The organism is uncultured Caulobacter sp. (assembly GCF_947036865.1).
GTDB lineage: Bacteria > Pseudomonadota > Alphaproteobacteria > Caulobacterales > Caulobacteraceae > Caulobacter.
The window spans coordinates 30,531-55,802 of the sequence record NZ_CAMQSF010000005.1; the positions used below are offsets into that span (position 1 = coordinate 30,531).

Sequence of the window (25,272 nt, forward strand, 5' to 3'; positions counted from 1 at the left end):
ATGATCCCGGTCCGTGGTTTCGAGGACAAGACCGTCGCGGTGTTCGGCCTGGGCCGCACCGGCCTGACGGCGGCGCGCGCCTTGATCGCGGGCGGGGCGAAGGTCGCCCTGTGGGACGAGAAGCCGGCCAGCCGCGAGGCCGCCGCCGCCGAGGGCTTCCCGCTGGTCGATCTGCAGGCCGCCGACTGGAGCCAGTTCGCCGCCCTGATGCTGTCGCCGGGCGTGCCGCTGACCCACCCGAAGCCGCACTGGACCGTCGACAAGGCCAAGGCCGCGGGCGTCGAGATCCTGGGCGACGTCGAGCTCTTCGCCCGCACGGTCAACGCCGCGCCGGTGCATAAGCGCCCGAAGATCATCGCCATCACCGGCACCAACGGCAAGTCGACGACCACGGCCCTGATCGGCCACCTCTGCGCCTCGGCCGGCCGCGACACGCGGGTCGGCGGCAATATCGGCCTCGGGGTCCTGGGTCTGGAGGACATGCACGGCGGCGCGGTCTACGTGCTGGAGCTGTCGTCCTACCAGCTGGACCTGACCTCCAGCCTGAAGGCCGACGCCACGGTGCTGCTGAACATCTCGCCCGACCACCTGGACCGTCACGGCGGCATGGAGGGCTATGTCGCCGCCAAGCGCCGAATCTTCCTGAACCAGACCAAGGGCGACACGGCGATCATCGGGGTCGACGATCCCTGGTGTCAGCAGATCTGCACCGAGATCACCGCCGCCAATCGCCGGACCATCTGGCCGATCAGCGCCGGCAAGGCGATGGGCCGGGGCGTCTACGCGCTGCAGGGCGTGCTCTATGACGCCACCGGCGAGCGCGTGGTCGAGATGGCCGACCTGCTGCGCGCCCGCAGCCTGCCGGGCCGGCACAACTGGCAGAACGCCGCCGCCGCCTACGCCGCGGCGCGGGCGATCGGCATTCCGGCCAGCGACGCGGTGGAAGGGCTGATGACCTTCCCGGGCCTGGCTCACCGGATGGAGACGGTCGGCAAGATCGGCAAGGTCCGCTTCGTCAACGACAGCAAGGCCACCAACGCCGACGCCGCGCGCCAGGCGATGTCCAGCTATCCCAAGTTCTACTGGATCGCCGGCGGGGTCGCGAAGGCCGGCGGCATCGAGGAGCTCAAGGATCTCTTCCCGCGCGTCGCCACGGCCTATCTGATCGGCGAGGCGGCGGACGCCTTCGCCGTCACCCTGGCCGGCAAGGCCGAGGTCAAGATGAGCGGGACCTTGGAGAAGGCCGTGCGGCAGGCCTATGCCGACGCCGCCGCCAGCGGCGAGGACGCCATCGTGCTTCTGTCGCCGGCCTGCGCCTCGTTCGACCAGTTCAGCGACTTCGAGGCGCGGGGCGAGGCCTTCCGGGCCGCGGTGAACGGCCTGACGACCCGAGGCGGCAAGGCGGCGGTCGCCTAGATTTTACTCGTCAGCACGCGGAAAGGTCGTGGACGCTGGTCAAAGCCGATCCCGAGCACAATTCTGTCACACGCTACCGGCTAAGAACGGTCAACAGCGTGGAAGGGCCGTGAGGGGTGCTGGTCTCTGATCGCCTATTTCGCGAGGGTCTCGAAGGGTGCGCCGAGTCGCCGCCCGAGGTCGCCGTGACCGGCGCGCGCGCGTCCGGGCCGGGTCGTCTCAAGATCATGACCTATCTGCACAGCTTCGCGGCGGGCGGCGTCGAGCGCGTGGCGCTGCGGCTGGCCGGCGCCTGGGCCGAGGCGGGGTGCGACGTCGTCGCCGTGATGGGCCGCGAGGGCGGGCCGCTGAGCATCGAGGCGCCCGCCGCCGTCCGCTATCTCTATGCCCCGCCGTTCGCCCCGGCGGCGGCCTTCGAGTCGGTCTGGATGGTCCCGCACCTGATCGCCATGATCCGGCGCGAGAAGCCCGATGTCCTGTTCTGCCCTGGCAATACCTATGTGATTGTCGCCGTGCTGGTGCGGCTGCTGCTGGGTCGGCGCTGCCCGCCGACGGTCTGCAAGATCAGCAACAGCCTGGATCGCGACGACTTCTCGCCCTGGATGGCGACGCTCTATCGGCTGTGGCTGAGGATCCAGGCCCGCCACATCGAACGCTTCGTCGGCATGGCCGAGGCGATGCGGCCCGAGCTGATCACGGCGCTGGGAGTCCCGCCGGAGCGGGTGGCCATCGTCGAGGACCCGGCGATCAGCGAGGCCGACATTCCGGCGACCGCGCCGGCGCCCCGGCGGGCCGACGCGCGCCTCTTCCTGGGCGTGGGGCGCTTGAACCCGCAGAAGGATTTCGCGCTGCTGATCCGCGCCTTCGCCAGCTTCGCCGGACCCAGCGACCGGCTCGTGATCCTGGGGGAGGGGCCCGAGCGCCGACGGCTCGAGACCCTGATCGAGACGCTCGGCGTCGCCAGCCAGGTCGAGCTCGTCGGCCATGTCGTCGATACGTCCAAGTGGCTCGGTCGCGCCGACGCCTTCGTGCTGTCCTCCAAATACGAGGGCGTGCCCGCCGTGGTGATCGAGGCCCTGGCGGCCGGGACGCCCATCGTCGCCACCGACTGCTGCGTCAGCATGGGCGAGCTTCTGGATCGCGGCCGGCTGGGCGAACTGACGCCCCCCGGCGACGTCGCCGCCTTGGCCCGGGCCATGCAGCGCGCCCCCGATCGCCCGCGCGAGGTCGAGGCGATGCGCGCCCAAGCCCGCCGCTTCACGATCGAGCGCTCGGGCAAGGCCTATCTCGAGCTGATGGGCGCCGTCGCGGCTCACCGCTGACGACGATCGGAACCCGCGACGATCGAGCCGCTTTTCGGGACCGGGACGCGGACTTAAAGACCCTCGCCGCAAGCTTTGATTAACTCTGGAGTCCGACTCTCCGGCCATGGCCACCAACGCGACCCACGCCTTCGCTCGCACCGACCGCACCGCGCTCGGCATCTGGTGGTGGACCACCGATCGCTGGCTGCTGGGCGCGACGGCGCTGCTGGCGATCCTGGGCATGCTGCTGTCGTTCGCGTCGAGCCCGGCCGCGGCCCAGCGGATCGGCATCGAGGATCAGTTCCACTTCGCCGTGCGCATGTGCTTCTTCGCCACGGCCTCGTCTGTGCTGATGCTGGCGGTGTCGATGCTGTCGCCGCGCGGCATCCGGCGGGCGGCGTTCTTCATCTACATCGTGGCGATCGCGATCATGATCGCCTTGCCGTTCATCGGCCACAACGCCAAGGGCGCCACGCGCTGGCTGCAGTTCGGCGGCTTCACCCTGCAACCCTCCGAATTCATGAAGCCGGCCCTGATCGTGCTGGTCTCGTGGATGTTCGCCGAGGGCCAGAAGGGCGAGGGCGTGCCCGGCGTCTCGATCGCCTTCCTGCTCTATTTCATCGCCGTGGGGCTGCTGCTGATCCAGCCCGACGTCGGCCAGACGGTGCTGATCACCATCGCCTTCGGCGCGGCGTTCTGGATGGCCGGGGTGCCGATCTCGTGGATCATGGGCCTGGGCGCGGTGGCCCTGGCGGGGCTGGGCTCGACCTATTTCCTGTTCGACCACGTGCACGCCCGGGTGCAGAAGTTCCTCAGCCCCGACCAGGCCGACACCCACCAGGTGACCCGCGCCGCCGAGGCCATCCGCGCCGGCGGCCTGTTCGGCCGGGGGCCGGGCGAGGGCGTCATGAAGCGCCACGTGCCCGACCTGCACACCGACTTCATCTATTCGGTGGCGGCCGAGGAGTACGGCCTGATCTTCTCGTGGATCCTGATCGGCCTGTTCGCCTTCCTGGTGGTGCGCGGGCTCTACAAGGCCATGAAGCTGAACGACCCGTTCGAACAGGTCGCGGCGGCCGGTTTGTTCGTCCTGGTGGGACAACAGGCCATCATCAATATCGCCGTGAACTTGAACATGATCCCGACCAAGGGCATGACGCTTCCGTTCATCAGTTACGGGGGCTCTTCGATGCTCGCGATGGGTTTGACGCTGGGCATGGCCCTGGCCTTGGTGCGCAAGCGCCCCGGCGCCTATGGCGCTTCGGGCGAGTTCGGCCTCGACGGCGCCTACGCCTGAGATGAGCGAGCTGGCTGTCGTCGCCGCCGGGGGAACCGGCGGTCACATGTTCCCCGCCCAGGCCCTGGCCGAGAGCCTGATCGCGCGCGGCTGGCGCGTCGTCCTGGCCACCGACGAGCGCGGCGCGCTCTATGCCGACAAGTTCCCCGCCCAGGAGCGCTTGGCCCTATCCGCCGCCACCGCCAAGGCCAATGACCCGCTGGGGATGATCCGGGCCGGATTCACGGTCATGCAGGGCGTCCTCGAGGCCCGCGCGGCCTTCAAGCGCCTGGACCCGGCCGTCGTGGTCGGCTTCGGCGGCTATCCGGCCCTGCCGGCTCTGCTGGGCGCGCTCAGCCAGAAGCGCCCGACGGTGATCCACGAGCAGAACGCGGTGCTGGGTCGGGTCAACCGCTTCCTGGCCCCACGCGTGAACGAGGTCGCCTGCGCCTTCCCGACCCTGCAGATGGCCAAGCCGGCCGTGAAGGCCCGCGCCCACGTGGTCGGCAATCCGGTGCGCCCGCCCGTGCGCGAGCTCTACGACGTGCCGTATCTGGCGCCCGAGGTGCAGCTGCGCCTGCTGGTCACCGGCGGCAGCCAGGGCGCGCGCCTGCTGTCCGAACTGATCCCCGAGGCGGTGGCCAAGCTGCCCGAGGAGATGCGGTCGCGCCTGAAGGTCTTCCAGCAGGCCCGCGCCGAGAGCATGGAGCAGGCCCGCAAGGTCTATCGCAACGCCATGGTCGACTGCGAGGTCGCGCCGTTCTTCCGCGACATGGCCGGTTATCTGCGCCAGTCGCACCTCGTCATCGGCCGCTCGGGCGCTTCGACCTGCACCGAGCTGGCGGTGGCCGGCCGGCCCTCGATCCTGGTGCCGCTGAAGATCGCCGCCGACGACCACCAGCGCTTCAACGCCAAGCTCCTGGAAGAGGCCGGCGGCGCGGCGGTGTGCCTGGAGGACGAGCTGACGGTCGACGTGATGACCGCCGCTCTGAAGGCGCTGTTGTCGAAGCCCGAACGCCTGGAGAAGATGGCCGCCGGCGCGCGGTCCGTGGCGAAGCCGAACGCGGCGGAGGCGCTGGCTGATCTGGTGGAGAAGACTGCGCGTTAACGCGCCGTCGAGAGCGCCTGCAAAGCCATTGCCTTAGCGGTAGCTCGGTCTTTTGCCGTGTTGCTTGGCGGAAGCTGGACCCGACCGCAGATCACACCTGCCAGCCGCGAAGTCATGGTGCGCTCGCGAATAGGCTTTGCCTGCTCCTCGGGCATCGACACGATATTGGCGCCCGCGCTATCGAAGCCAGCAGAAGCGAGATCTTGATAGGTTTGGGCGTCGCAGTCGAAACGCTTTAGGTCGACTTCTTCGACAACGACCTTGCCGTTACCGATTGGGCTGCCGGGCACAAGGAATTTATAGACTAGGACATCGGCGGTGCGGCCGGTCCATTTCAAAGAGTCCGGCGCGATAAAGATAGCGCCAATGCTGTTACCGGCGACAAGCGTTAGCCGTTCTTCGGGCAGCCTTATCGCATCAGGATCGATTGGGGCTGTAGCTGGGAGGCAAGCGCTAGCCGTAGCGGCGGCGAGGCCGAAGGCGACCTTCGAGATGCGGCGCACTTGAGGCCCTCCTACTTGCGGACTTAAGGCTCAGCCCCACTCTCGATGAGCGGGCGCCCGACCGTCACAGCTTGCGACACGCTAGTGACGACCGGCGTGGTTGCATAGGGCTTCCAGCCGTCGCAGACCACCTTGGCCGTCGCGGCATCGGCGCCGCCGGGGGCGATCGGGCCTGCGGGGCGCTGTTCGCCCATCAGCGGGCCCTCGCGCCCGCCCGCGCGGATGCTGGAGAAGGCCGCGTGGGCGATGGTGCGGGCGTCGCAGTCGATGACCTCGTGACGCCAGCCGCCCCAGTATTCCTCGGCGCCGGCCGTGAAGCCGCCCTCGGTGACCTGCAGCACGCGTAGCTTGGCGACGCGGCCGGTCCATTCGACGCTGCCCAGGTCGACGAAGCTCGCGAAGCGGCCGACATCGGCCAGGCGGAGCTGGAGCGGGGCCTCTGCGCGCGTCGGCGATGCCATCAGCATGAGGGCGGTCAACGCAATGAGGGCGCGACCTCGCCCTTCGACGGGCTCAGGGTGAGGTCTACTGTCGGTGCGGCGGTTCATTCAAAATCCTCATCCTGAGCCTGTCGAAGGACGAGGATTTTGAGCGCTGACCGTTCCGTCGCCGTTTTAAATCGTCTAATCGGCTCGTCATGATCCAGCGTCGACGCCCCGTCCCCTTCGAACTCGGCCCCGTGCACTTCATCGGCATCGGCGGCATTGGCATGTCCGGCATCGCCGAGATCATGCTGCGTATCGGCTACACCGTTCAGGGCAGCGACGCCAAGGCCAGCGCCAATACCGAGCGGCTGGAGAAGCTGGGCGCGCGCATCTTCATCGGCCATGACGCCGCCCACGTCGAGGGGGCCTCGGCCATCGTCTATTCGACGGCGGTAAAGGCCGACAATCCCGAGATGGTCGCCGGCCGCGACAAGCGCCTGCCGCTGGTCCGCCGCGCCGAGATGCTGGCCGAGTTGATGCGCCTGCAGTTCTCGATCGCGGTGGGCGGCACGCATGGCAAGACCACGACCACGTCGATGGTCGCCACCCTGCTGGACGCCGGCGGCCTCGATCCCACCGTCGTCAATGGCGGCATCATCAACGCCTACGGCACCAACGCCAAGGTCGGCGAGGGCGACTGGATCGTCGTCGAGGCCGACGAGAGCGACGGCTCGTTCCTGCGGCTGAAGTCGACCGTGGCGATCGTCACCAATATCGACGCCGAGCACCTGGACCACTGGGGCGACTTCGAGGCGGTCAAGAAGGGCTTCCAGGACTTCATCCAGAACATCCCGTTCTACGGCTTCGCCGCCGTCTGCACCGACCATCCGGAAGTGCAGGCCCTGACCGCGCGGATCGAGAACCGGCGCCTGGTGACCTACGGCACCAACCCGCAGGCCGAGGTGCGGGTCTCAAACATCGCGATGGGTCCGGAAGGGGCGACCTTCGACATCGTCGTCTCGCCGCGCGACGGCGAGCCGGTTCGCTATGAAGGCCTGAAGCTGCCGATGGCCGGCCAGCACAACGTGCTGAACGCCGCCGCCGCCGTGGCCGTGGCCCGGGAGCTGGGCCTCGACGCCGAGGCGGTCCGCAAGGGCCTGGCCAGCTTCGGCGGGGTCAAGCGGCGCTTCACCACCACCGGGGTCGCCAACGGGATCCGCGTCGTCGACGACTACGGCCACCACCCGGTCGAGATCGCCGCCGTGCTGAAGGCCGCCCGCGCGGTCACGCAAGGCAAGGTCATCGCCGTGGTCCAGCCGCACCGCTTCACGCGCCTGCGCGACCTGATGACCGAGTTCTCCAGCTGCTTCAACGACGCCGACACCGTGATCGTCGCCGACGTCTACACGGCCGGCGAGGCGCCGATCGAGGGCGTCAATCGCGACGCCCTGGTCGAGGGCCTCAAGAAGTTCGGCCACCGCCGCGCCCTGCCGCTGGAGAGCCCCGCGGCCCTGCCGGCCCTGGTGGCCGAGGAGGCCAAGGCCGGCGATCTCGTCGTGCTGCTGGGCGCCGGCGACATCACCAGCTGGGCCTACGCCCTGCCTGGTCAGCTGGAAGCGCTGGCGAAGTGATGGTGCAATGAATCTTAGCGAGGCAGTTGCCATTCTAACGGACTGGTGCGGCAAGAAGCCTTCTTCTATGACACAGGAGAAGGCTCCGAGAGCCGAGGCCAGATTGAGATCTTGGTGGGAAGATAATAATCCAGCCAAGACGCCCGCTAATACACTGCGGAGCAAGGCTTATTTAATGGCCTATCTCGAAATCGCCGGCGAACGTATGCCAGTCGACGGCCTTCCGCTTAGCGATGGCTTCCTCTACCTTGATCGCGGCGTAATGGGCGGAATGCTGTACGGCGGCTACGTGAGTTGGGAAAGCCAGGATGGTGCTCCCTATTTCAAACTCACAGCCAAGGGGCGGCGTCTCCTTCTCCCAATACTGTCATGACCTGGAAAAACCACCTCCCGACCGTCCGCGGCAAGCTGCTGATCGACGAGCCGCTGGCGCCGTTTACCTGGTTCCGGGTCGGCGGTCCGGCCGACGTGGTGTTCCTGCCGGCTGACGAGCAGGACTTGTCGGATTTCCTGAAGGCCCTGGATCCCAGCGTACCGGTCATGGCGATCGGCGTCGGCAGCAACCTGCTGGTCCGCGACGGCGGCGTCGACGGGGTGATCATCCGTCTGGGCAAGGGCTTCAACACCGTCGAGGCCCTGGGCGACAATCGCATCCAGGCCGGCTCGGCGGTGCCCGACGCCATCCTGGCCCGCAAGGCGGCCGAGGCGGGGATCGCGGGCCTGGAGTTCTATGCCGGCATCCCCGGCACCGTCGGCGGCGCGGTGATCATGAACGCCGGCTGCTACGGCTCCGAGACGGTCAATGTCGTCAAGTCGGTGCGGGTGATGGATCGCGCCGGCGTCGCGCGTGAGCTCCCGGTCGAGGATCTCCACTACACCTACCGCCACAGCGCCCTCCAGGACGGGGACGCCGTCATCGTGCTGGACGCCGTGTTCGAAGGGACCGCCGACGCCCCCGAAGCGATCAAGGCCCGCATGGCCGAGATCACCGCGCGGCGCGAGACGACCCAGCCGATCCGCGAAAAGACCGGCGGCTCGACCTTCAAGAACCCGCCGGGCCACTCGTCGTGGAAGCTGGTCGACGAGGCCGGCTGGCGGGGCAAGCCGTTTGGCGGCGCGATGTTCTCGCCGCTGCACAGCAATTTCCTGATCAACACGGGCGAGGCGACGGCGGCTGATCTGGAGGGACTGGGCGAAGCGGTCCGCGCGGACGTGCTCGAAAAGACCAGCGTCCGGCTGGACTGGGAAATCAAGCGGATCGGGCGGCCGTAGATCCTCCCCCTCTTGGGGGAGGTGGTCGCGGAGCGACGCGGAGGGGGAAGGGGGCCGCCTCTGATCAACTTCCCTCTCCGTCGCCCGCGGCGACACCTCTCCCTCGGGGAGAGGATTGTTCAGCCTATTGCTGACTCCCCACGACGCGCGCGGGTGCTATGACTTCCGCGCCATTGGGGAGAATCCTTGCTCATGTATCGTCGCTTACTGGCCGCCGCCGCCACGCTCGCCCTGCTGTCGGGCGCCGCCCACGCCGAAACCAAGCCGGCCAAGGCCGCCGCCAAGGCGCCGGCCGCCGCGCCGAAGCCGGTCGATCCCGTCGCGACGGCCGAGGCCCTTCGCGACAAGGCGCTGCTGGACCGCACCGCCTGGGAGATCACCGAGGAGCTGACCACGACGCTGGGCCCGCGCCTCGTCGGCTCGCCGGCCATGGAGCGCGCCAAGGAGTGGGGCGCGGCCAAGCTTAAGGCCTTGGGCTTCACCGACGTGAAGGTCGAACAGTTCGCCAAGTCGTCCTGGACGCGCGGCGCCGAGAGCGCCGAGCTCGTGGCGCCCTATCCGATGAAGCTGAACATCGTGGGCCTGGGCCGCACCGTGCCGACCCCGCCCGAGGGCATCGAGGCCGAGGTCGCCCTGTTCCACACCTTCGCCGAGCTGGTCGCCGCGCCCGAAAGCGCGGTGAAGGGCAAGATCGTCGTCATCACCCAGCCAATGGTCCGCACCCAGGACGCCTCGGGCTATGGCGCGGCCGGCGTCTCGCGCCGGGCCGGGCCGACCGAGGCCGCCAAGCGCGGCGCCGTGGCGGTGCTGATCCGCTCGATCTCGACCTCCGACTCGACCGTGCCGCACACCGGCGTCACCGCCTTCGGCCCCGATGTGGTCACCGTGCCGTCGGCCGCCCTGGGCGTGCCGGAAGCCGAGCAGCTGGAGCGCCTGGCCAAGAAGGGCCCGCTGCGGATCAAGCTGAAGCTGGCCTCGACCACCAATCCCGACGCCGTGGCCTGGAACATCTCGGGCGAGATCAAGGGCTCGGAAAAGCCCGACGAGGTGATCGTCATCGGCGGCCACCTGGACAGCTGGGACGTCGGCACGGGCGCTCTGGACGACGCCACCGGCATCGCCATCACCACGGCCACGGCCAAACTGATCGGCGAGCTGCCCAGGCATCCCAAGCGCACCATCCGCGTCGTGATGTTCGGCTCGGAAGAAAGCGGCGGCTCGGCCGAAGCCTATCTGGACGCTCACAAGGCCGAGGTTCCGAAGATCGTCCTGGCGGGCGAGAGCGACGAGGGCGCCGACAACATCTTCGCCCTGAAACTGCCGGCCGGCGCGCAAGGCACGCCGTTCGCGACCACCGTGGGCAACGTGCTGGCTCCGCTGAAGATCAATGTCGTGCGCGAAGCCGCGCGCGGCGGCGGCGCCGATATCGCGGGCCTCGAACAGGCCGGGGTCCCGTCGGTCGAGATGCGTCAGGACGCCAGCCGCTACTTCGACTACCACCACACGATGGACGACACCCTGAACAAGGTGCGCCCGAACGAACTGGCCCAGAACGTCGCGGCCTGGACCAGCCTGATCTATCTGGTCGCCGACAGCGACATCGACTTCCGCGCGCTGAAGGCGGCGGCGAAGTAGGGCGCGACACCTCTCTCCCTTCCCCCTTTGACGGGGGAAGGGCGGGGATGGGGGTGTTGGCAGGGCCTGTCCGCCTCTCTAGGAAGGCTTTCAAGGCCTTCGCGCCGCGTCACCCCCACCCGACCCTCCCCATCAAGGCGAGGGCTTTGTAGAGCGCCTTCATGACCCTCCCCCTGTCCGGCCGCCACATCGCCGTCCTGCTGGGCGGCCCTTCGTCGGAACGCGAGGTCAGCCTGGTGTCGGGCCGTGAATGCGCCGACGCGCTGGAGCGGCTGGGGGCCAGGGTCTCGCGGATCGACCCCAAGAGCGACGTCGCCCAGGTGCTGACCGCCGCCAAGCCGGATCTGGTGTTCAACGCCCTGCATGGCGAGTGGGGCGAGGATGGCTGCGTCCAAGGCGTGCTGGAAACCCTGAAGCTGCCCTACACCCATTCCGGCGTGCTGGCCTCGGCCCTGGCGATGGACAAGGCCAAGGCCAAGGCGGTGCTGGCGGCCGCGGGGGTCATCGTGCCGGGCGGCGGCCTCTTTAATCGTCACGAGGCCGCGCGCGACCATGTGCTGCCGCCCCCCTATGTCGTGAAGCCGAACGCCGAAGGATCCTCCGTGGGCGTCTTTATCGTCCGGGAAGGCGCCAACCGGCCCCCGGCCGAGCTGGCCATGCCGTCCTGGACCTATGGCGAGGAGGTCATGGTCGAGCCCTACATCCAGGGGCTGGAGCTGGCCGTCGCCGTGATGGGTGAGTCAAATGGTCCCAGAGCCCTGGCCGTGACCGATATTCGCGCATCCACAGGTTTTTACGACTACGAGGCCAAGTACTCCGAGGGCGGCTCGATCCACGTGCTGCCGGCCCCAATCCCAGACGGCGTAAGGGATCGCGCCATGCGGATGGCCGAGTTGGCCCACTCGGCTCTTGGTTGCCAAGGTGTCACCCGATCCGACCTTCGTTATGACGACATTAACGACCTTCTGGTCCTTCTAGAGGTCAACACGCAGCCCGGCATGACGCCGACCTCGCTCGTCCCCGAGCAGGCCGCCCACGTCGGGATCCCGTTTGACCAACTTGTTTTGTGGATCGTGGAGGACGCTTATGCCCGCTGTAGTGCGGGGCGGACCGCCTAAGCCTAGGCGACCCCGGGCCGAAGCGCCCGCAAGTCCGAGCAAAGCCAAGCCGGCGCCCCGGGGGGCGCGGCCGGCCGCGAAGCTGCACGCCGCCAAGGGCGTGGGCCTGTCGCCCACGGTGGCCCTGACGGTGGCCGGCGCGGCCTTGAGCCTTGGCCTTGTGGTGATGCTGGCGACCGGCCATCGGGCCGAGCGCATCGTCACGGCCATGGGCCATGGCGTGGACAACAGCTTCGCCTCGGCGGGCTTCAAGCTGAAGACCGTTCACATCCGCGGCGCCTCGGCGACCGCGCAGGCCGATATCCTGAAGGCCTCCGGCCTCTACCAGAACCAGCCGACCCTGGGCCTGAACCTCGACGACGTCCGCGCCCGCGTGCAGGGCGTGGGCTGGGTCAAGGACGCCAAGGTCGTCCGTATGCTGCCCGACACCGTGCTGATCGCGGTCGAGGAGCGTCCGGCCCTGGCCGTCTGGCAGAACCAGGGCCGCATGAAGGTGATCGACGGCGAAGGCCGGGTGATCAGCGAGGCCGATCCGGCCCGCTTCCCGCAGCTGCCGCTGGTGGTCGGGCAGGGCGCGGATCAGGCCGCCGGCCTGATCCTGCCGGCCGTGGCCTCGCGCCCGCGTCTGCGTGATCGGCTCGAGGCGCTGGTGCGCGTCGACGACCGCCGCTGGGACCTGCGGCTGAAGGACGGTTCGCTGATTCAGCTGCCGGCCATTGACGAAGATTCCGCGCTGATTCAATTGGATCAGCTCGACCAACGACAGCGAATCCTCGACATGGGTTTCGCGCGGATCGATCTGCGCGACCCCGAAATGGTGGCTGTCAGACCTCGCGACGCGGCGCTCTCCGGGCAGCCCGCGGCCGGGGGCGCGTGAAGAGTATTGAGGTGGCAATAGCGATGTCGCGAATGGAGGAACGCAAGCAGGCCCGGGAGGGTCTGAAGGCCACGCTCGTGCGCCAGCCCGCCATCGCGGCCGTCGACCTGGGCGCGTCGAAGGTGACGTGCTTCATCATGAAGGCCGACGGCGTGCATCGCGAGAACCGCACCCTGACGACCGCCGGCGTCGGCTATGTCCAGTCGCGTGGCGTGCGCGGCGGCGCCATCGTCAATCTGGACGAGGCCGCCCAGGCCATCGCCCAGGCCGTCGAGCGCGCCGAGACCGTGGCCGGCGTCAATGTTCAGGGCGTCAGCGTCTGCACGGCCGGCGGCCAGCTGGCCTCGCATCGCGTCCATACCCAGGTCTCGCTGGGCGCCCGCCCGATCGGCGACGGCGACCTGTCGCGAGCCATCGCCTCGGCGCTGGCTCAGGTTCGCATTCCAGGCCGCAAGCCGATCCACCTGCTGCCGATCGCCTGGTCGGTCGACGGCCAGCGCGGCATCCGCGATCCGCGCGCCATGTTCGGCCGTTCGCTGGGGCTGGAGCTGCTGGTCGTCTCGGTCAACGAGAACATCTTCCACACCCTGGCCCACTGCGTCGAACGCGCGCACCTGTCCTTCGAGGGCATCGTCGCCGCGCCGTTCGCCTCGGCCCTGGCGGCCCTGGAAGAGGACGAGATGGACCTGGGCGCCGTCTGCATCGACATGGGCGGCGGCTCGACCTCGGTGGCGGTGTTCAACAACGGCGCGCTCTGCCACGTCGACAGCCTGGCCGTCGGCGGCGGGCACGTGACCCAGGACATCGCGCGCGGCCTGCAGACCTCGGTGGTCGGCGCCGAGCGCATCAAGACGCTGCACGGTTCGGCGATCGCCTCGGCCAACGAGGATCGCGAGATGATCGAGGCCCCGCCGCGCGGCGACGACCCGGGCGCGGGCCCGGTGATCGCGCCCCGGTCCTTGCTGAAGGGCATCATCCAGCCGCGCGTCGAGGAGACGCTGGAACTGCTGCGCGAACGCCTGAAGGCCTCCGGAGCGCCGGTGGAGCCGGGCGCGGGCATCGTGCTGACCGGCGGCGCCAGCCAGCTGGCCGGCGTGCGGGAAGTGGCCGTGCGGGTGTTCGATCGCCCGGTGCGCCTGGGCCGTCCACGTAGGGTTCCTCATTTGGCGGACGCCGCCTCGGGCCCGGCCTTCTGCGCCGCCGCCGGCACCCTGCATCGCACCGCCTTCGGCCCGCGCGAGGCGGTGTCGTCGAAGGCCCTGGCGGGCGGTCCGGTCCGCAAGCGGCCCCTGGATCCGAACGCCTCGCCGATGGCCAAGGCCGCCGCCTGGCTGAGGGACAATCTTTAACGGCGCGGTGTTCGAAGCGCCCGGATTTTCAAGCGTGAGTAACTCCGAAGGTTAACTTTTGGGCCCGGTCGAGCGTCTCGACCGGGCCTTTTGCTGCGTGGTCGGACTCATGATCGCCGAATTTCCGGCTCAGCGTCGTTCGGTCGCACGCGGCTGTGGATATCGGCCGAACCCTTGGCGCGCCTGGGGAATTCTGTTGATGAAGCACAAATTATCCCCACGGCCGCGCTCGACCCGACCACGACTCAGATTATGCAGTTAACTGCCGATTAACGATGATGGTTGTTCTGTTAACACGATCGTCGAGGCATCCCCGGCGATTGGGTGTCGCCGAGGTCTAATTTGACGATTTCGGCGTAAGGACGCGAGGGTCCCATGGCTATTTCTCTTTCCGCGCCGCGCACGACCGAGCTCAAGCCGCGCATCGTGGTCTTCGGGGTCGGCGGCGCTGGCGGCAACGCCGTGAACAACATGATCGAGGCGGGCCTCGAGGGTGTCGAGTTCGTGGTGGCCAACACGGATGCTCAGCAGCTCCAGTTCGCCAAGACGGACCGCCGCATCCAGCTCGGCGTGCAGATCACCCAAGGCCTGGGCGCCGGCGCGCACCCGGAAGTGGGCATGAGCGCGGCCGAGGAGAGCTTCCCGGAGATCGGCGAGCACCTCGACGGCGCCCACATGGTGTTCATCACCGCCGGCATGGGCGGCGGCACCGGCACCGGCGCGGCCCCGATCATCGCCAAGTGCGCCCGTGAGCGCGGCATCCTGACCGTCGGCGTCGTGACCAAGCCCTTCCACTTCGAAGGCCGCCACCGCATGCGCCTGGCCGACAGCGGCATCCAGGAGCTGCAGCGCTACGTCGACACCCTGATCGTCATCCCGAACCAGAACCTGTTCCGCGTCGCCAACGAGCGCACGACCTTCGCCGAAGCCTTCGGCATGGCCGACCAGGTGCTGCACTCGGGCGTCCGCTCGATCACCGACCTGATGGTCCTGCCGGGCCTGATCAATCTGGACTTCGCCGACGTCCGCACGGTCATGACCGAGATGGGCAAGGCGATGATGGGCACCGGCGAGGGCACGGGCGAAGACCGCGCCCTGATGGCCGCCCAGAACGCCATCGCCAACCCGCTGCTGGACGAAGTCTCGCTGAAGGGCGCCAAGGCCGTGCTGGTCAACGTGACCGGCGGCATGGACATGACCCTGCTGGAAGTCGACGAGGCCGCCAACGCCATCTCCGACCAGGTCGATCCGGAAGCCAACATCATCTTCGGCGCGGCCTTCGATCCGTCGCTGGAAGGCGTGATCCGCGTGTCGGTGGTCGCCACCGGCATGGACGGCGCCTCGATCGCCCAGATCGAGCCCAAGCCCGTCTCGCGCAACACCTCGGCCGCTCCGCTGATCGCGGAAACGACGCGTCCCGCGCCGCAGCCGGAACCGGCCCGTCCGACCGCCCGCTACGAAGCGGCCCGTCCGGCCGAGCGCCCGGTCGCCTTCGCCCCCGAGCCGGCCCCGGCGCCCGAGCCCGAGATCGTGATGGCCGCGCCGCAGCCCGAAGCCGAGCTCTATTACGAGGAGCCGACCGTAGCTGAAGAACCGCGTATTTCCGCGCCCGCGGCCCGGCCGGTGACCCGCATCGTCGATCCGCTGGTCGACGAGGCCGCCGACGAACCGCTGTTCCCGGAGACGAACTATTACGAAGAGCGTCGTCCCCAGAAGCAGGGCGGCTTCTTCTCGATGTTCGGCGGCGGTCGCCAGCGCTACGAGCAGCAGACCTCGGCCCCGCAGCCCCAGGCCCGCGCGACCCAGAGCGCCCGCCCGCAGCTGCAGCCGCTGGAGGCGCCCCAGGCCGACGAGGCCGAAGACCTGGAAATCCCGTCGTTCCTGCGTCGCCTGGCGAACTAGACGGCGGATCCATCCTGACCCGAAACGCCCCGGAGGAAACTCCGGGGCGTTTTGCGTTTGGATGGGTTCGCGTAGGTTGAGCGCTGGCGATCAGGTCGGCCTCACATGAACTCCTTTACTTGGATCCCGGGACAGGGCCCCGATGCCGTGGCTTTGGCTCGCCTTAGAGATTTCTTTCGTCGTCCATCCAAGCCCATGGGCGAAGCTTGGTTCATGGGCGAAACACGCAGGATGTTCCCCGAACTGATGGGGGTCTTGGATGAGCTCTCCGCTCAGCAACTCGTAAGCCCGCTAGAGGAGATCGCCACAGGCGCCTTGAGTTTCGGACCGGAAGATGAGTGGCGGGAATGGTTTCACTACCTCTTACCGCGCTTGATCCCTCGCGCTCACGAACGCTTTGTCCATCAAGTCCTAGAGCTGCTGGCGACCGCGCTTTTCGCCTTCTACCCAGACGGCCTCGAAGCCGGTCCGTACCGCCAGTTCCGAGAGGATGTTCTGGCGACGCTCGGACGCTGCCCGATGGACTCGGCGTGTTGGCCAGATGGTCTCCTCGATGTTGAAAGGGTTTTGAACCCGACCCGCGTTCCAAGCATCGGGCTGTGGGGCTGGGACGAGCCGAAAGGGCCGCTGTCAGCGTCGATGTTTCTTTGCCTGAAGTATCTGCGCCCCAGTGATATCAATGGCTGGCTGGCGTCGGTCTTTCAGATCGACGAACCGCACTGGCGCGCGGGCGTGATGGCTTGGCTGCTTGGCGCGCATGAGGTCCTAAAAGGCTTGGTGCTACACCCTTGCAAGTTCGACCGTTGCTATCCGCCGATCGATTGGGATTGGAGCCATGCGCTTACGGGTTCCTATCTCGACGTGGATGGCAGCGAGCGCTTTCGGGGTGACTTCATCCCCAAGCCCAACCGCGACGCCGCGCTCGCGGCCGTGCGCGATTACTTCGACGAGAAAATCATGTTGGAATGGATCGAGAGCCTTGCTCGGGAACCCGAAGTCGCGGCCGCGACAGACGCGCTCCCTCTATGGCTTCTTCAGGCATACAAACCGAATGATCTAGCTGGGTCCTGATAGCTCGGCGTACCCGGCCTACGGTGGGGTGGATCCCGACGGCGCAAGTCACAAGTGACCCGAAACGCCCCGGAGGAAACTCCGGGGCGTTTTGCTTTGCGCGTCGGCTTGCAACCCTGGCGTTGTCCGGCCAAGCTGCGGCGCTCGCGTCGGGCGGGCGCGTTGCAGCGCGGGCGACCCCCGCGTGCGGAGGAGTTTCGCGTGTTCGCCACACTCGCCTTGGTCGCCGTTCTCGCCCAGGCCGCGCCGGCCGCCGCGCCGGCGCCGTCGCCGGATCCCTGCGCCTATGATCGCGCGGCCATGCTGGCCCTCACGCCCGACGCCTTCGATCAAGATGCTCAGGGCGGGTGGCGAACCCTAGCCTACAAGCCCGGATGCCGGGCGGCGGCGGCCGATCTGCTGGAGGCCTATCGCAACGCGCATTGGGGAACGCTGACACCCGACGAGCTTCACACAAACTATTGGCACGAAGGACAAGAGCGAGCGTCACTGGAACAGCGCGCGCGCGCCAAACCGCTTTTGCTGGCCGGTGTCGACCCGAACGACAACGCCTTCGCCGAGTACGCCCTCGGTACGGTGGCGTTTCTGGACAATGATCGCGCCGCGCTGCAGGCCGCGCGGGACCGTCTGGCGGCCATCCCCGCGCCGGCCGACTGGCCCGAGCTTGCCGCCGATTTCCGCAAGAGGCTTGGTGTCGAGGTGAAGTGGCCGATGAACCTCAATGTCCTGGACCACATGCTGGCGTGCTTCGGCCGCAGCTATGACGAGGCCTATGAGGGCTGCAAAAAGAAATAGCCCGTAGCCGCCTCGCGTTGGCGCGGCGCCATGCTAGATGCGCGACATCCTGGTCACGTCTGAAGCCGCTCCGATGAAACTCACCCGCGCCGATCGGAAGATCCTCCAGATCCTGCAGGAGGACGGCAAGATCTCGAACGTCGATCTGGCCGAGCGGGTCGGCCTGTCGCCCAGCCCCTGCCTGCGGCGGGTCAAGCAACTGGAGGCCTCGGGGCTGATCAGCGGCTATGTGGCGCTGCTGGATCGCCGCAAGGCCAGGCTGGACGTGCTGGCCTATGTCGAGGTGCAGGTCGACCACACCGAGGGCGCCGCCGACGCCTTCCAGCAGGCCGTGCGACGCGAGCCGGAAGTGGTCAGCTGCTACGTGATGACCGGCAATTTCGACTACCTCTTGAAGGTGGCCGTGCCCAATCTCGACGCCTATGCGGACTTCACCATGAAGCGGCTGCTGAAGATGCCGGCGGTGAAGGACATCCGCACCTCGTTCGTGCTGGACACGATCAAGGATTCCACGGCGCTGCCGCTGGATTATCTGGACTGATCACTTTCATGCGGATTTGAGCCAGATCATTGGCATGATGTGACCAATATGGCTTGGCGGACGAGCATCATCGCCAAGTTCTGACCTCTGTCCCGCGATAAACTGCTTCTCGCCCGTTCTCGAGGAGCCGCCATGACTCACGCCTCCGTCTTCGCCGGCCTGACGCCCAAGGCGCCGGACTCGCTGCTGTCGCTGATCGGCGCCTATCGCCGCGATCCGCGCGCCGACAAGATCGATCTGGGCGTGGGCGTGTTCCGCGACGATCTGGGCGCCACGCCGGTGCTGGCCAGCGTCAAGGCCGCCGAGCAGGCGCTGCTGAGCAGTCAGGCGACCAAGGCCTATCTCGGACCCGAGGGCGACTTCGGCTATCTTGATCTTCTGAAGCCGATCATCTTCGGCGACCGCGTCGACCATGAGGTCTTCGCCGTGCAGACGCCGGGCGGCACCGGCGCGGTGCGTCTGGCCTGCGAGCTGCTGCAAGCGGCCAAGCCGGACCTGCGCGTCTTCATCGGCGCGCCGACCTGGCCGAACCACACCCAGATCCTGGACCAGCTGGGCCTGGAGACGGTGACCTTCCGCCATTACGACCAGCGCGCCCAGCGCCTGTGTTTCGACGAGATGATGGCGACCCTGGAGACGGCGCGGGCCGGCGACGTCGTGCTGCTGCACGGCTGCTGTCACAACCCGTCGGGCGCCGACTACAGCCTCGAGCAATGGGCGGCGATCGCCGAGTTGGTGGGCCGCAAGGGCGTCACGCCACTGATCGACCTGGCTTATCAGGGCCTGGGCCTGGGCCTCGAACAGGACGCCGCCGGCGCGCGTCTGGTCCTGGCGGCCGCCGAGGACGGCCTTCTGGCCTATTCCTGCGACAAGAATTTCGGGCTTTATCGCGAGCGGGTCGGGGCGCTCTACACCCTCACGCGCGACGCCGCGACCCTGGACGTCGCCGCCAGCAACATCCGGGCGCTGGCGCGCACCAACTGGTCGATGCCGCCGGACCACGGCGCCGCGACGGTTCGTGTTATCCTGGAGTCCGAAGCCCTCACCGCGATCTGGAAGACCGAACTGGAAGCCATGCGCCGCCGCGTGGCCGATCTTCGCCAGCGTGTGGCCAAGGCCGTCCCGCTGCTGGCGCCGCTGGCCGGCCAGCACGGCCTCTTCGGCCTGCTGCCGCTGTCGCCCGCCCAGGTCGCCCAGCTGCGCGAGGATCACGGGATCTACATGGCGGGCTCCGGCCGCATCAATCTGGCCGGCCTGACCGTTGACAACATCGACACATTCGCGCGGGCGCTGAACGCCTGCCTGCAGGGAGAACCGGCATGAGCCTCGTGACTGAACAGAACCCGCTGGGCCTCGACGGCTTCGAATTCGTCGAGTTCACCAGCCCCGATCCGGCCGCCATGAAGGCGCTGATCGAGCAGCTGGGCTTCGTCGCCGCCAGCCGGCATCCGACGAAGCCGGCGACCCGCTACAAGCAGGGCCGCATCAACCTGATCGTCAACGAGGACACGGCCGGCCAGGTCGCTGACTTCCGCGCCGCGCACGGCCCCTCGGCCAACGGCATGGCCTTCCGCGTCGAGAACGTCGAGCAGGCCTATGCCGAGGCCCTCAAGCGCGGCGCCAAGGCCGCCGACGCCGGCGCCTCGCTGCTGGGCGCCGAGGCCCGCGTGCTGGAGGGCATCGGCGGCTCGTTGCTCTATCTCGTCGATCGCGCCGCCTCGCCCTACGACGCCTGGGACGCCGTGCCCGGCGCGGCCGAGGCCGAAGCCGCCAACACTGTTGGCCTCGACCTGCTCGACCACCTGACCCACAACGTCAAGCGCGGCCAGATGCGCACCTGGTCGAGCTTCTACAATCAGGTCTTCGGTTTCGAGGAGCAGAAGTATTTCGACATCAAGGGCCAGGCCACGGGCCTGTTCAGCCAGGCGATGATCGCGCCCGACAAGGCCATCCGCATTCCGCTGAACGAGAGCCAGGACGACAAGAGCCAGATCGAGGAGTTCATCCGCCAGTACAACGGCGAGGGCATCCAGCACCTGGCCCTGACCACGGACAACATCTACGAGACGGTCGAGAAGCTGAAGGCGCGCGGCGTCAGGCTGCAGGACACGATCGAGACCTATTACGAGCTGGTCGACAAGCGCGTGCCCGGCCACGGCGAGGACCTGGAGCGCCTGCGCAAGAACCGCATCCTGATCGACGGCAATGTCGGCGAGGAGGGCCTACTGCTACAGATCTTCACCGAGAACCTGTTCGGCCCGATCTTCTTCGAGATCATCCAGCGCAAGGGCAACGAGGGCTTCGGCAACGGCAACTTCCAGGCCCTGTTCGAGAGCATCGAGCTCGACCAGATCCGCCGCGGGGTGATCACGGTCGAGGCTTGAGGGGCCACACCTCGTCCTTCGACAGGCTCAGGATGAGGTGTTTATTGAGACGATCGAGTAGCCCTCACCCTGAGCTTGTCGAAGGGCGAGGGCGGCTCCTCCCACGTAATGATCCAGGGATCCAACCATGGACCTCCGCTACCAAACCGGGTTCGGCTCGTACTTCGAAACCGAGGCCCACCCCGGCGCCCTGCCGAAGGGCCAGAACTCGCCGCAGCAGGTTCCGTTCGGCCTCTATGCCGAGCAGCTGTCGGGCGCGGCCTTCACCGCGCCGCGTCACGAGAACCGCAGGAGCTGGCTCTACCGCCTGCGGCCCAGCGCCGGGCACGGGCCGTACCAGCCCTACGCGCAGGACAAGCTGGTCTCGACCTTCGGCGGCTCCGTGACGCCCAATCGCCTGCGCTGGAGCCCGCTGGACATCCCGGCCACGCCGACCGACTTCGTCGACGGCCTCGTCACCCTGGCCGGCAACGCCGACGCCGCGACGCTGAGCGGCATCGGCGTCCACGTCTATCTGGCCAACACGTCGATGAAGAACCGGGTGTTCTACGACGCCGACGGCGAGCTTCTGATCGTGCCGCAGCAGGGCGTCTTGACCCTGGTCACCGAGTTTGGCGTGCTGACCGCCGGCCCCGGCCATATCGCCGTGATCCCGCGCGGGGTTCGCTTCCGGGTCGAGGTCGACGGCCCCTCGCGCGGCTATGTCTGCGAGAACCACGGCGCGGCGTTCCGTCTGCCGGAGCTCGGGCCGATCGGCGCGAACGGCCTGGCCAATCCCCGAGACTTCGAGACCCCCGTCGCGGCCTTCGAGGACGTCGACGCGCCGACCCTGGTGATCCAGAAGTTCCAGGGGGCGCTGTGGGCCGCCGAATGGGATCACAGCCCGCTCGACGTCGTCGCCTGGCACGGCAATCTCGCGCCGTACCGCTACGACCTGTCGCGGTTCAACACGATCAACACGGTCAGTTTCGACCACCCCGATCCGTCGATCTTCACGGTCCTGACCTCGCCCAGCGACACGCCCGGGGTCGCGAACTGCGACTTCGTGATCTTCCCGCCGCGCTGGATGGTGGCCGAGCACACCTTCCGTCCGCCCTGGTTCCACCGCAACGTGATGAGCGAGTTCATGGGCCTGATCCACGGCGCCTACGACGCCAAGGAGGGCGGCTTCGTCCCGGGCGGGGCCAGCTTGCACAACTGCATGAGCGATCACGGCCCGGACGTGGCCAGCCACAAGAAGGCGACCGAGGCCGCGCTGGCGCCGCACAAGATCGACGGGACCATGGCCTTCATGTTCGAGAGCCGCTGGGTCATTCGGCCGACGAAGTTCGCGCTGGAGAGTTCGGCGCTTCAGGACGACTATGACGCCTGCTGGACGGGCTTTCCCAAGGCGCGTCTGAGCTAAACAAGAACAGATTAGAGGAAGCGCTGATGAAGCTCGCGTCTCTCAAGGGCGGCCGCGACGGCCGGCTGGTGGTGGTCTCCAACGACCTGGCCTGGTTCACCGACGCCGGGACCATCGCGCCGACCCTGCAGGCGGCCCTGGACGACTGGGCGCGGTGCGGGCCGATGCTGGCGGGCCTGGCCGAGAGCCTCGAGCACGGTTCGGTCCCGAAGGAACGCTTCCACGAGCACGAGGCGCTGAGCCCGCTGCCGCGCGCCTATCAGTGGGTCGACGGCTCGGCCTATGTGAACCACGTCCAGCTGGTGCGGAAGGCGCGGGGCGCCGAGATGCCCGAGAGCTTCTGGACCGATCCCTTGATGTACCAGGGCGCGTCGGACGGCTTCCTGGCCCCGCGCGACCCGATCCCGCTGGCCGACGCCAGCTGGGGCTGTGATCTCGAGGGCGAGGTGGCCGTCATTGTCGACGACGTGCCGATGGGCGCCACCCGCGAGGAGGCCCTGGCGGCCATCCGCCTCGTCATGCTCTGCAACGACGTCAGTTTGCGCAACCTGATCCCGGGCGAGCTGGCCAAGGGCTTCGGCTTCCTGCAGTCCAAGCCCGCCAGCGCCTTCTCGCCGGTGGCGGTGTCGCCGGACGCGCTGGGCGCGGCCTGGAAGGACGGCAAGCTGCACGGGGCCTTGCTGGTCGAGCTGGACGGCCAGGACTTCGGCCGCGCCGACGCCGGCGTCGACATGACCTTCGACTTCGGAACCCTGGTCGCCCACGCCGCCAAGACCCGGAGCCTGTGCGCGGGCACGATCGTCGGCTCGGGCACGGTCAGCAACCGCGACGCGGACGGCGGTCCGGGCAAGCCGATCAGCGAAGGCGGCCTCGGCTATTCGTGCCTCGCCGAGGTCCGCGTGGTCGAGACGATCCTGCACGGCGCGCCCAAGACGCCGTTCCTGCTGGGCGGCGACACCGTCCGGATCGAGATGAAGGACGCCAAGGGCCACTCGATCTTCGGCGCCATCGAGCAGACGGTCGAGCGGGTTTGAGCCAAGAGCCAGGGCCGGAAGCCGCCGCCGTCGTCGGGCGCGTCTGGGAGACTCGGGCCGGGATCAACCTCGGCCCGCTGGACCTGATCCCCGATGGCGGGGCGCGGAACTACGTTCTTCAGATCGGCGACAAGCGGTTCCACGGCTTCGTGGTCCGGCGGGGCGAGGCGGTGTTCGGCTATGCCGATCGCTGCCCGCACCAGGGCCTGCCCCTGGCCCAGCGCCTGGACCAGTATCTGACGCCCGACGGCGGGCTGATCGCCTGTTCTTGGCACGGGGCGGTGTTCAGCGTGGAGCAGGGCGTCTGCGTCGGCGGGCCGTGCGTCGGCGCGCGGTTGACGCCGTGGCCGGTGGTGGTTCGTGATGGGCGGGTGTTCACGGTCTAGGACGTGATCTGGGTTGCGGCCGGCGCGCTACGGGGTAGCTTAGGCGCGATGATCGGACGTCGGCGGGGGCGATGACGGCAAGAGCGGAAGTGGCGGCGGCCGAACAGGCGAGTCCGCCGGTCGGAGCGCCATCGGCGCATCCCTGGATTTTTCTCGCCCTGATGACGCCCTTCGGCGTCTCCAACGGCTATTCGACCGTGACGCTGGCCTTTCTCCTGGGACGGGCGGGCGTCAGCGCGGTCCACGTCACGGCGATCATGGCCATGTGGCTGTGGGTTCAGACCTGGAAACTGGCCTGGGCGCCGGTGATCGACACGGTCGGCGACCCGCGGCGCTGGTACGGGCTGGGCGCGCTGCTGGTCGGCCTCTCGGTGATCGCGATGAGTCTGGTCCACCCAAGCCCGGGGGCCGTCCCGCTGCTGACCGGCCTGGTCGCGTTGTCCAGCGCGGCGGCGACCCTGGCGGGCATGACCACGGACGTCTTCCTGACCCATCTCGCGCCGCCCCAGATGCGCGGCCGGGCCAGCGGCTGGGCCCAGGCGGGCAATCTCGGCGGCTCGGGCGTGGGCGGCGGTCTGGCGCTGTTTCTCGTCCAGCACGTGGGTCCGCCCGCCGTTTCGGCGCTGGCGCTCGCGGCGATCTGCCTGGCGTGCGCCCTTCTCGCCTGGCGGCTCCCCGCCCTGCCGCGCGCCCACCAAGCCCTGCGCTATGTGAGTCGGCTGCGCGCCGTGGTCGTCGACGTCTGGGCGGTGGCCCGCTCGCGCACCGGCTATCTCGCCCTGGTCACCATGTTGCTGCCGATCGCCTCGGGCGCGGCGCCCTGGGCGGTGATCGCCGGCGAGTGGCGGGCCGGCGCCGATTTGGTCGCCCTGAGCAGCGGTCTGCTGGGCGGCGTCTGCAGCGCGGTCGGGTCGCTGCTGGGCGGGCGTCTATGCGATCGGCTCATGCCCAGGAGCGCCTACGCTCTCTTCGGCCTCTGCAGCGGCGTGATCGCGGCGGTCATGGCGTTCGCGCCGCGCACGCCGACAGTGTTCGTGGTCTTCACCCTGGCCTACGCCGTGATGATCGGGGGCGGCTACGCGGCCTATTCCGCGACGGTGTTGGAGGCGATCGGCCGGCGCTCGGCCGCCACCAATTTCAACCTGATGGCGGCGATCTCGAACGCGCCGATCGCCTTGATGACCAGCTTCGACGGCTGGATGCACGATCGCGCCGGGACCCGCGCCATGCTGTTCGGCGAGCTGTGGGTGCAGGCGCTGGCGGTCCTGTTCATCGCGGGCCTGGCCTTCGCGACCGCGCCCAGACAGTCGCGCGGCGGGGAGATCCGGGCCGTCGACCCGGTCAGGCCCTAGCGTCGGCCGCCTCCTCGCGGGCGGCTTTCTTGACCTCGCGGGCGGCGTCCAGGTTCATGGCGGCGATGCACGGGCCCACCACGAGGTCGGGCCAGATCGAGCGGGTCGGGATGGTCAGAAGCCCCGCGGCGATGATGCCGATATTGGCGATGGCGTCGTTGCGGGCCGAAAGGAAGGCCGCCTTCGACAGGCTGCCGGCCGCGGCGCGGTGGCGCGCGAGAGCGAAGGCGCAGAACAGGTTGACGGCCAGGGCGACGCCGACCATGGCCCGCCGCGCGGCGCTCCAGTTCAGCGCGGCGAGGATCAGGAAATTGACGGCGGCGTCCTCGAAGAAGTCGGCGCTGTCGGCCAGCAGCGAAACCGAGCCTATGCGCAGGGCCACCGCCAGCTCGACCGCCAAATAGGCGAGGTTCGAATAGCGGCCAGGCGGACGGCGGCGCGGAAGTTACGGGCGAGGGTCACGGCCGACCGGTAGCTCCGGAGTCCGA

General features: G+C 68.4%; 25 protein-coding genes and 1 pseudogene. 23 read left to right on the forward strand and 3 right to left on the reverse strand.

All coding sequences use genetic code 11. From position 1 onward, the window contains the following. From murD to murG, 4 genes are all read left to right on the forward strand, one after another. Window positions 1-1,416 (forward strand): UDP-N-acetylmuramoyl-L-alanine--D-glutamate ligase, encoded by a 1,416-nt coding sequence (murD, locus tag Q0V34_RS05515; RefSeq protein ID WP_297508956.1) that lies wholly within the window; start codon window positions 1-3, stop codon window positions 1,414-1,416. A 185-nt stretch (window positions 1,417-1,601) separates the two neighbouring features. Beyond that, complete coding sequence (locus Q0V34_RS05520) at window positions 1,602-2,738, forward strand: glycosyltransferase (protein WP_297508959.1); 1,137 nt, start codon at window positions 1,602-1,604, stop codon at window positions 2,736-2,738. Window positions 2,739-2,844: 106 nt separating this feature from the next. Beyond that, on the forward strand, window positions 2,845-4,017 hold the full coding sequence (ftsW, locus tag Q0V34_RS05525; RefSeq protein WP_297508962.1) for a putative lipid II flippase FtsW: 1,173 nt from the start codon (window positions 2,845-2,847) through the stop codon (window positions 4,015-4,017). Between the two features lies 1 nt (window position 4,018). Next, a complete protein-coding gene (gene murG / locus Q0V34_RS05530; protein ID WP_297508964.1) occupies window positions 4,019-5,104 on the forward strand; it encodes an undecaprenyldiphospho-muramoylpentapeptide beta-N-acetylglucosaminyltransferase in 1,086 nt (361 codons plus the stop codon). Here murG and Q0V34_RS05535 read toward each other — a convergent pair. Both Q0V34_RS05535 and Q0V34_RS05540 read right to left on the reverse strand, forming a co-directional pair. Continuing rightward, window positions 5,101-5,607 carry a surface-adhesin E family protein gene (locus Q0V34_RS05535; RefSeq protein ID WP_297508968.1) on the reverse strand — a complete coding sequence of 169 codons (507 nt, stop codon included), beginning with the start codon at window positions 5,605-5,607 and terminating at the stop codon, window positions 5,101-5,103. The genes murG and Q0V34_RS05535 overlap by 4 nt on opposite strands. A gap of 23 nt (window positions 5,608-5,630) precedes the next feature. Next, the gene (locus Q0V34_RS05540) at window positions 5,631-6,074 is read right to left on the reverse strand and encodes a hypothetical protein (protein ID WP_297508971.1); all 444 of its coding nucleotides are present in this window, start codon (window positions 6,072-6,074) and stop codon (window positions 5,631-5,633) included. A 30-nt stretch (window positions 6,075-6,104) separates the two neighbouring features. Between Q0V34_RS05540 and Q0V34_RS05545 the strand changes: the two are divergent. From Q0V34_RS05545 to Q0V34_RS05635, 19 genes and pseudogenes are all read left to right on the forward strand, one after another. Continuing rightward, window positions 6,105-6,205, forward strand: a pseudogene (locus tag Q0V34_RS05545) (hypothetical protein); the annotation flags it as partial. Window positions 6,206-6,244: 39 nt separating this feature from the next. Continuing rightward, entirely contained in the window at window positions 6,245-7,663 is a 1,419-nt protein-coding gene (gene murC / locus Q0V34_RS05550) for a UDP-N-acetylmuramate--L-alanine ligase (RefSeq protein ID WP_297508974.1), read from the forward strand. A gap of 175 nt (window positions 7,664-7,838) precedes the next feature. Further along, entirely contained in the window at window positions 7,839-8,036 is a 198-nt protein-coding gene (locus tag Q0V34_RS05555; protein ID WP_297508977.1) for a hypothetical protein, read from the forward strand. Continuing rightward, window positions 8,033-8,935 (forward strand): UDP-N-acetylmuramate dehydrogenase, encoded by a 903-nt coding sequence (murB, locus tag Q0V34_RS05560; RefSeq protein ID WP_297508980.1) that lies wholly within the window; start codon window positions 8,033-8,035, stop codon window positions 8,933-8,935. Before Q0V34_RS05555 ends, murB begins: the two co-directional genes overlap by 4 nt. A gap of 192 nt (window positions 8,936-9,127) precedes the next feature. Beyond that, window positions 9,128-10,570, forward strand: coding sequence for a M28 family peptidase (locus tag Q0V34_RS05565; protein WP_297508983.1), 1,443 nt, complete (start codon window positions 9,128-9,130; stop codon window positions 10,568-10,570). A gap of 161 nt (window positions 10,571-10,731) precedes the next feature. Beyond that, window positions 10,732-11,688: a D-alanine--D-alanine ligase gene (locus Q0V34_RS05570; RefSeq protein WP_297508986.1), complete on the forward strand. Its 957-nt coding sequence runs from the start codon at window positions 10,732-10,734 to the stop codon at window positions 11,686-11,688. After that, on the forward strand, window positions 11,657-12,565 hold the full coding sequence (ftsQ, locus tag Q0V34_RS05575; RefSeq protein ID WP_297508989.1) for a cell division protein FtsQ: 909 nt from the start codon (window positions 11,657-11,659) through the stop codon (window positions 12,563-12,565). Before Q0V34_RS05570 ends, ftsQ begins: the two co-directional genes overlap by 32 nt. 23 nt (window positions 12,566-12,588) lie before the next feature. Then, a complete protein-coding gene (gene ftsA / locus Q0V34_RS05580) occupies window positions 12,589-13,914 on the forward strand; it encodes a cell division protein FtsA (RefSeq protein WP_297509231.1) in 1,326 nt (441 codons plus the stop codon). A 275-nt stretch (window positions 13,915-14,189) separates the two neighbouring features. Then, window positions 14,190-14,255, forward strand: coding sequence for a hypothetical protein (locus Q0V34_RS05585; RefSeq protein WP_297509234.1), 66 nt, complete (start codon window positions 14,190-14,192; stop codon window positions 14,253-14,255). Window positions 14,256-14,289: 34 nt separating this feature from the next. Continuing rightward, window positions 14,290-15,816 (forward strand): cell division protein FtsZ, encoded by a 1,527-nt coding sequence (ftsZ, locus tag Q0V34_RS05590; protein WP_297508992.1) that lies wholly within the window; start codon window positions 14,290-14,292, stop codon window positions 15,814-15,816. A 231-nt stretch (window positions 15,817-16,047) separates the two neighbouring features. After that, window positions 16,048-16,887, forward strand: a complete 840-nt coding sequence (locus Q0V34_RS05595; protein WP_297508995.1) for a hypothetical protein — start codon at window positions 16,048-16,050, stop codon at window positions 16,885-16,887. A gap of 201 nt (window positions 16,888-17,088) precedes the next feature. Then, a complete protein-coding gene (locus tag Q0V34_RS05600; RefSeq protein ID WP_297508998.1) occupies window positions 17,089-17,682 on the forward strand; it encodes a hypothetical protein in 594 nt (197 codons plus the stop codon). Between the two features lie 73 nt (window positions 17,683-17,755). Then, window positions 17,756-18,223: an Lrp/AsnC family transcriptional regulator gene (locus Q0V34_RS05605; RefSeq protein ID WP_297509001.1), complete on the forward strand. Its 468-nt coding sequence runs from the start codon at window positions 17,756-17,758 to the stop codon at window positions 18,221-18,223. 132 nt (window positions 18,224-18,355) lie between these two features. Further along, the gene (locus tag Q0V34_RS05610) at window positions 18,356-19,546 is read left to right on the forward strand and encodes an amino acid aminotransferase (protein ID WP_297509004.1); all 1,191 of its coding nucleotides are present in this window, start codon (window positions 18,356-18,358) and stop codon (window positions 19,544-19,546) included. Further along, window positions 19,543-20,607, forward strand: a complete 1,065-nt coding sequence (gene hppD, locus Q0V34_RS05615) for a 4-hydroxyphenylpyruvate dioxygenase (RefSeq protein ID WP_297509007.1) — start codon at window positions 19,543-19,545, stop codon at window positions 20,605-20,607. The genes Q0V34_RS05610 and hppD overlap by 4 nt, the downstream gene beginning before the upstream one ends. A gap of 127 nt (window positions 20,608-20,734) precedes the next feature. After that, window positions 20,735-22,012: a homogentisate 1,2-dioxygenase gene (gene hmgA, locus Q0V34_RS05620; protein ID WP_297509012.1), complete on the forward strand. Its 1,278-nt coding sequence runs from the start codon at window positions 20,735-20,737 to the stop codon at window positions 22,010-22,012. Window positions 22,013-22,038: 26 nt separating this feature from the next. Then, window positions 22,039-23,046, forward strand: coding sequence for a fumarylacetoacetate hydrolase family protein (locus Q0V34_RS05625; RefSeq protein ID WP_297509015.1), 1,008 nt, complete (start codon window positions 22,039-22,041; stop codon window positions 23,044-23,046). Then, the gene (locus Q0V34_RS05630; RefSeq protein ID WP_297509019.1) at window positions 23,043-23,432 is read left to right on the forward strand and encodes a Rieske (2Fe-2S) protein; all 390 of its coding nucleotides are present in this window, start codon (window positions 23,043-23,045) and stop codon (window positions 23,430-23,432) included. The genes Q0V34_RS05625 and Q0V34_RS05630 overlap by 4 nt, the downstream gene beginning before the upstream one ends. Before the next feature lie 161 nt (window positions 23,433-23,593). After that, window positions 23,594-24,784 carry an MFS transporter gene (locus Q0V34_RS05635; protein WP_297509022.1) on the forward strand — a complete coding sequence of 397 codons (1,191 nt, stop codon included), beginning with the start codon at window positions 23,594-23,596 and terminating at the stop codon, window positions 24,782-24,784. On the opposite strand, the gene Q0V34_RS05640 is transcribed toward Q0V34_RS05635, so the two are convergent. Then, entirely contained in the window at window positions 24,774-25,184 is a 411-nt protein-coding gene (locus Q0V34_RS05640; protein ID WP_297509025.1) for a hypothetical protein, read from the reverse strand. The two genes, Q0V34_RS05635 and Q0V34_RS05640, sit on opposite strands and share 11 nt — an antisense overlap. Between the last annotated feature and the right edge of the window lie 88 nt (window positions 25,185-25,272).

Coding starts and splice junctions, on each gene's coding strand:
- murD (WP_297508956.1), top strand. CDS start 1: ATGATCCCGGTCCGTGGTTTCGAGGACAAGACCGTCGCGGTGTTCGGC.
- ftsW (WP_297508962.1), top strand. CDS start 2,845: ATGGCCACCAACGCGACCCACGCCTTCGCTCGCACCGACCGCACCGCG.
- murG (WP_297508964.1), top strand. CDS start 4,019: ATGAGCGAGCTGGCTGTCGTCGCCGCCGGGGGAACCGGCGGTCACATG.
- Q0V34_RS05540 (WP_297508971.1), bottom strand. CDS start 6,074: ATGCTGATGGCATCGCCGACGCGCGCAGAGGCCCCGCTCCAGCTCCGC.
- murC (WP_297508974.1), top strand. CDS start 6,245: ATGATCCAGCGTCGACGCCCCGTCCCCTTCGAACTCGGCCCCGTGCAC.
- Q0V34_RS05555 (WP_297508977.1), top strand. CDS start 7,839: ATGGCCTATCTCGAAATCGCCGGCGAACGTATGCCAGTCGACGGCCTT.
- murB (WP_297508980.1), top strand. CDS start 8,033: ATGACCTGGAAAAACCACCTCCCGACCGTCCGCGGCAAGCTGCTGATC.
- Q0V34_RS05565 (WP_297508983.1), top strand. CDS start 9,128: ATGTATCGTCGCTTACTGGCCGCCGCCGCCACGCTCGCCCTGCTGTCG.
- Q0V34_RS05570 (WP_297508986.1), top strand. CDS start 10,732: ATGACCCTCCCCCTGTCCGGCCGCCACATCGCCGTCCTGCTGGGCGGC.
- ftsQ (WP_297508989.1), top strand. CDS start 11,657: ATGCCCGCTGTAGTGCGGGGCGGACCGCCTAAGCCTAGGCGACCCCGG.
- ftsA (WP_297509231.1), top strand. CDS start 12,589: ATGTCGCGAATGGAGGAACGCAAGCAGGCCCGGGAGGGTCTGAAGGCC.
- ftsZ (WP_297508992.1), top strand. CDS start 14,290: ATGGCTATTTCTCTTTCCGCGCCGCGCACGACCGAGCTCAAGCCGCGC.
- Q0V34_RS05595 (WP_297508995.1), top strand. CDS start 16,048: ATGTTCCCCGAACTGATGGGGGTCTTGGATGAGCTCTCCGCTCAGCAA.
- Q0V34_RS05605 (WP_297509001.1), top strand. CDS start 17,756: ATGAAACTCACCCGCGCCGATCGGAAGATCCTCCAGATCCTGCAGGAG.
- Q0V34_RS05610 (WP_297509004.1), top strand. CDS start 18,356: ATGACTCACGCCTCCGTCTTCGCCGGCCTGACGCCCAAGGCGCCGGAC.
- hppD (WP_297509007.1), top strand. CDS start 19,543: ATGAGCCTCGTGACTGAACAGAACCCGCTGGGCCTCGACGGCTTCGAA.
- hmgA (WP_297509012.1), top strand. CDS start 20,735: ATGGACCTCCGCTACCAAACCGGGTTCGGCTCGTACTTCGAAACCGAG.
- Q0V34_RS05625 (WP_297509015.1), top strand. CDS start 22,039: ATGAAGCTCGCGTCTCTCAAGGGCGGCCGCGACGGCCGGCTGGTGGTG.
- Q0V34_RS05635 (WP_297509022.1), top strand. CDS start 23,594: ATGACGCCCTTCGGCGTCTCCAACGGCTATTCGACCGTGACGCTGGCC.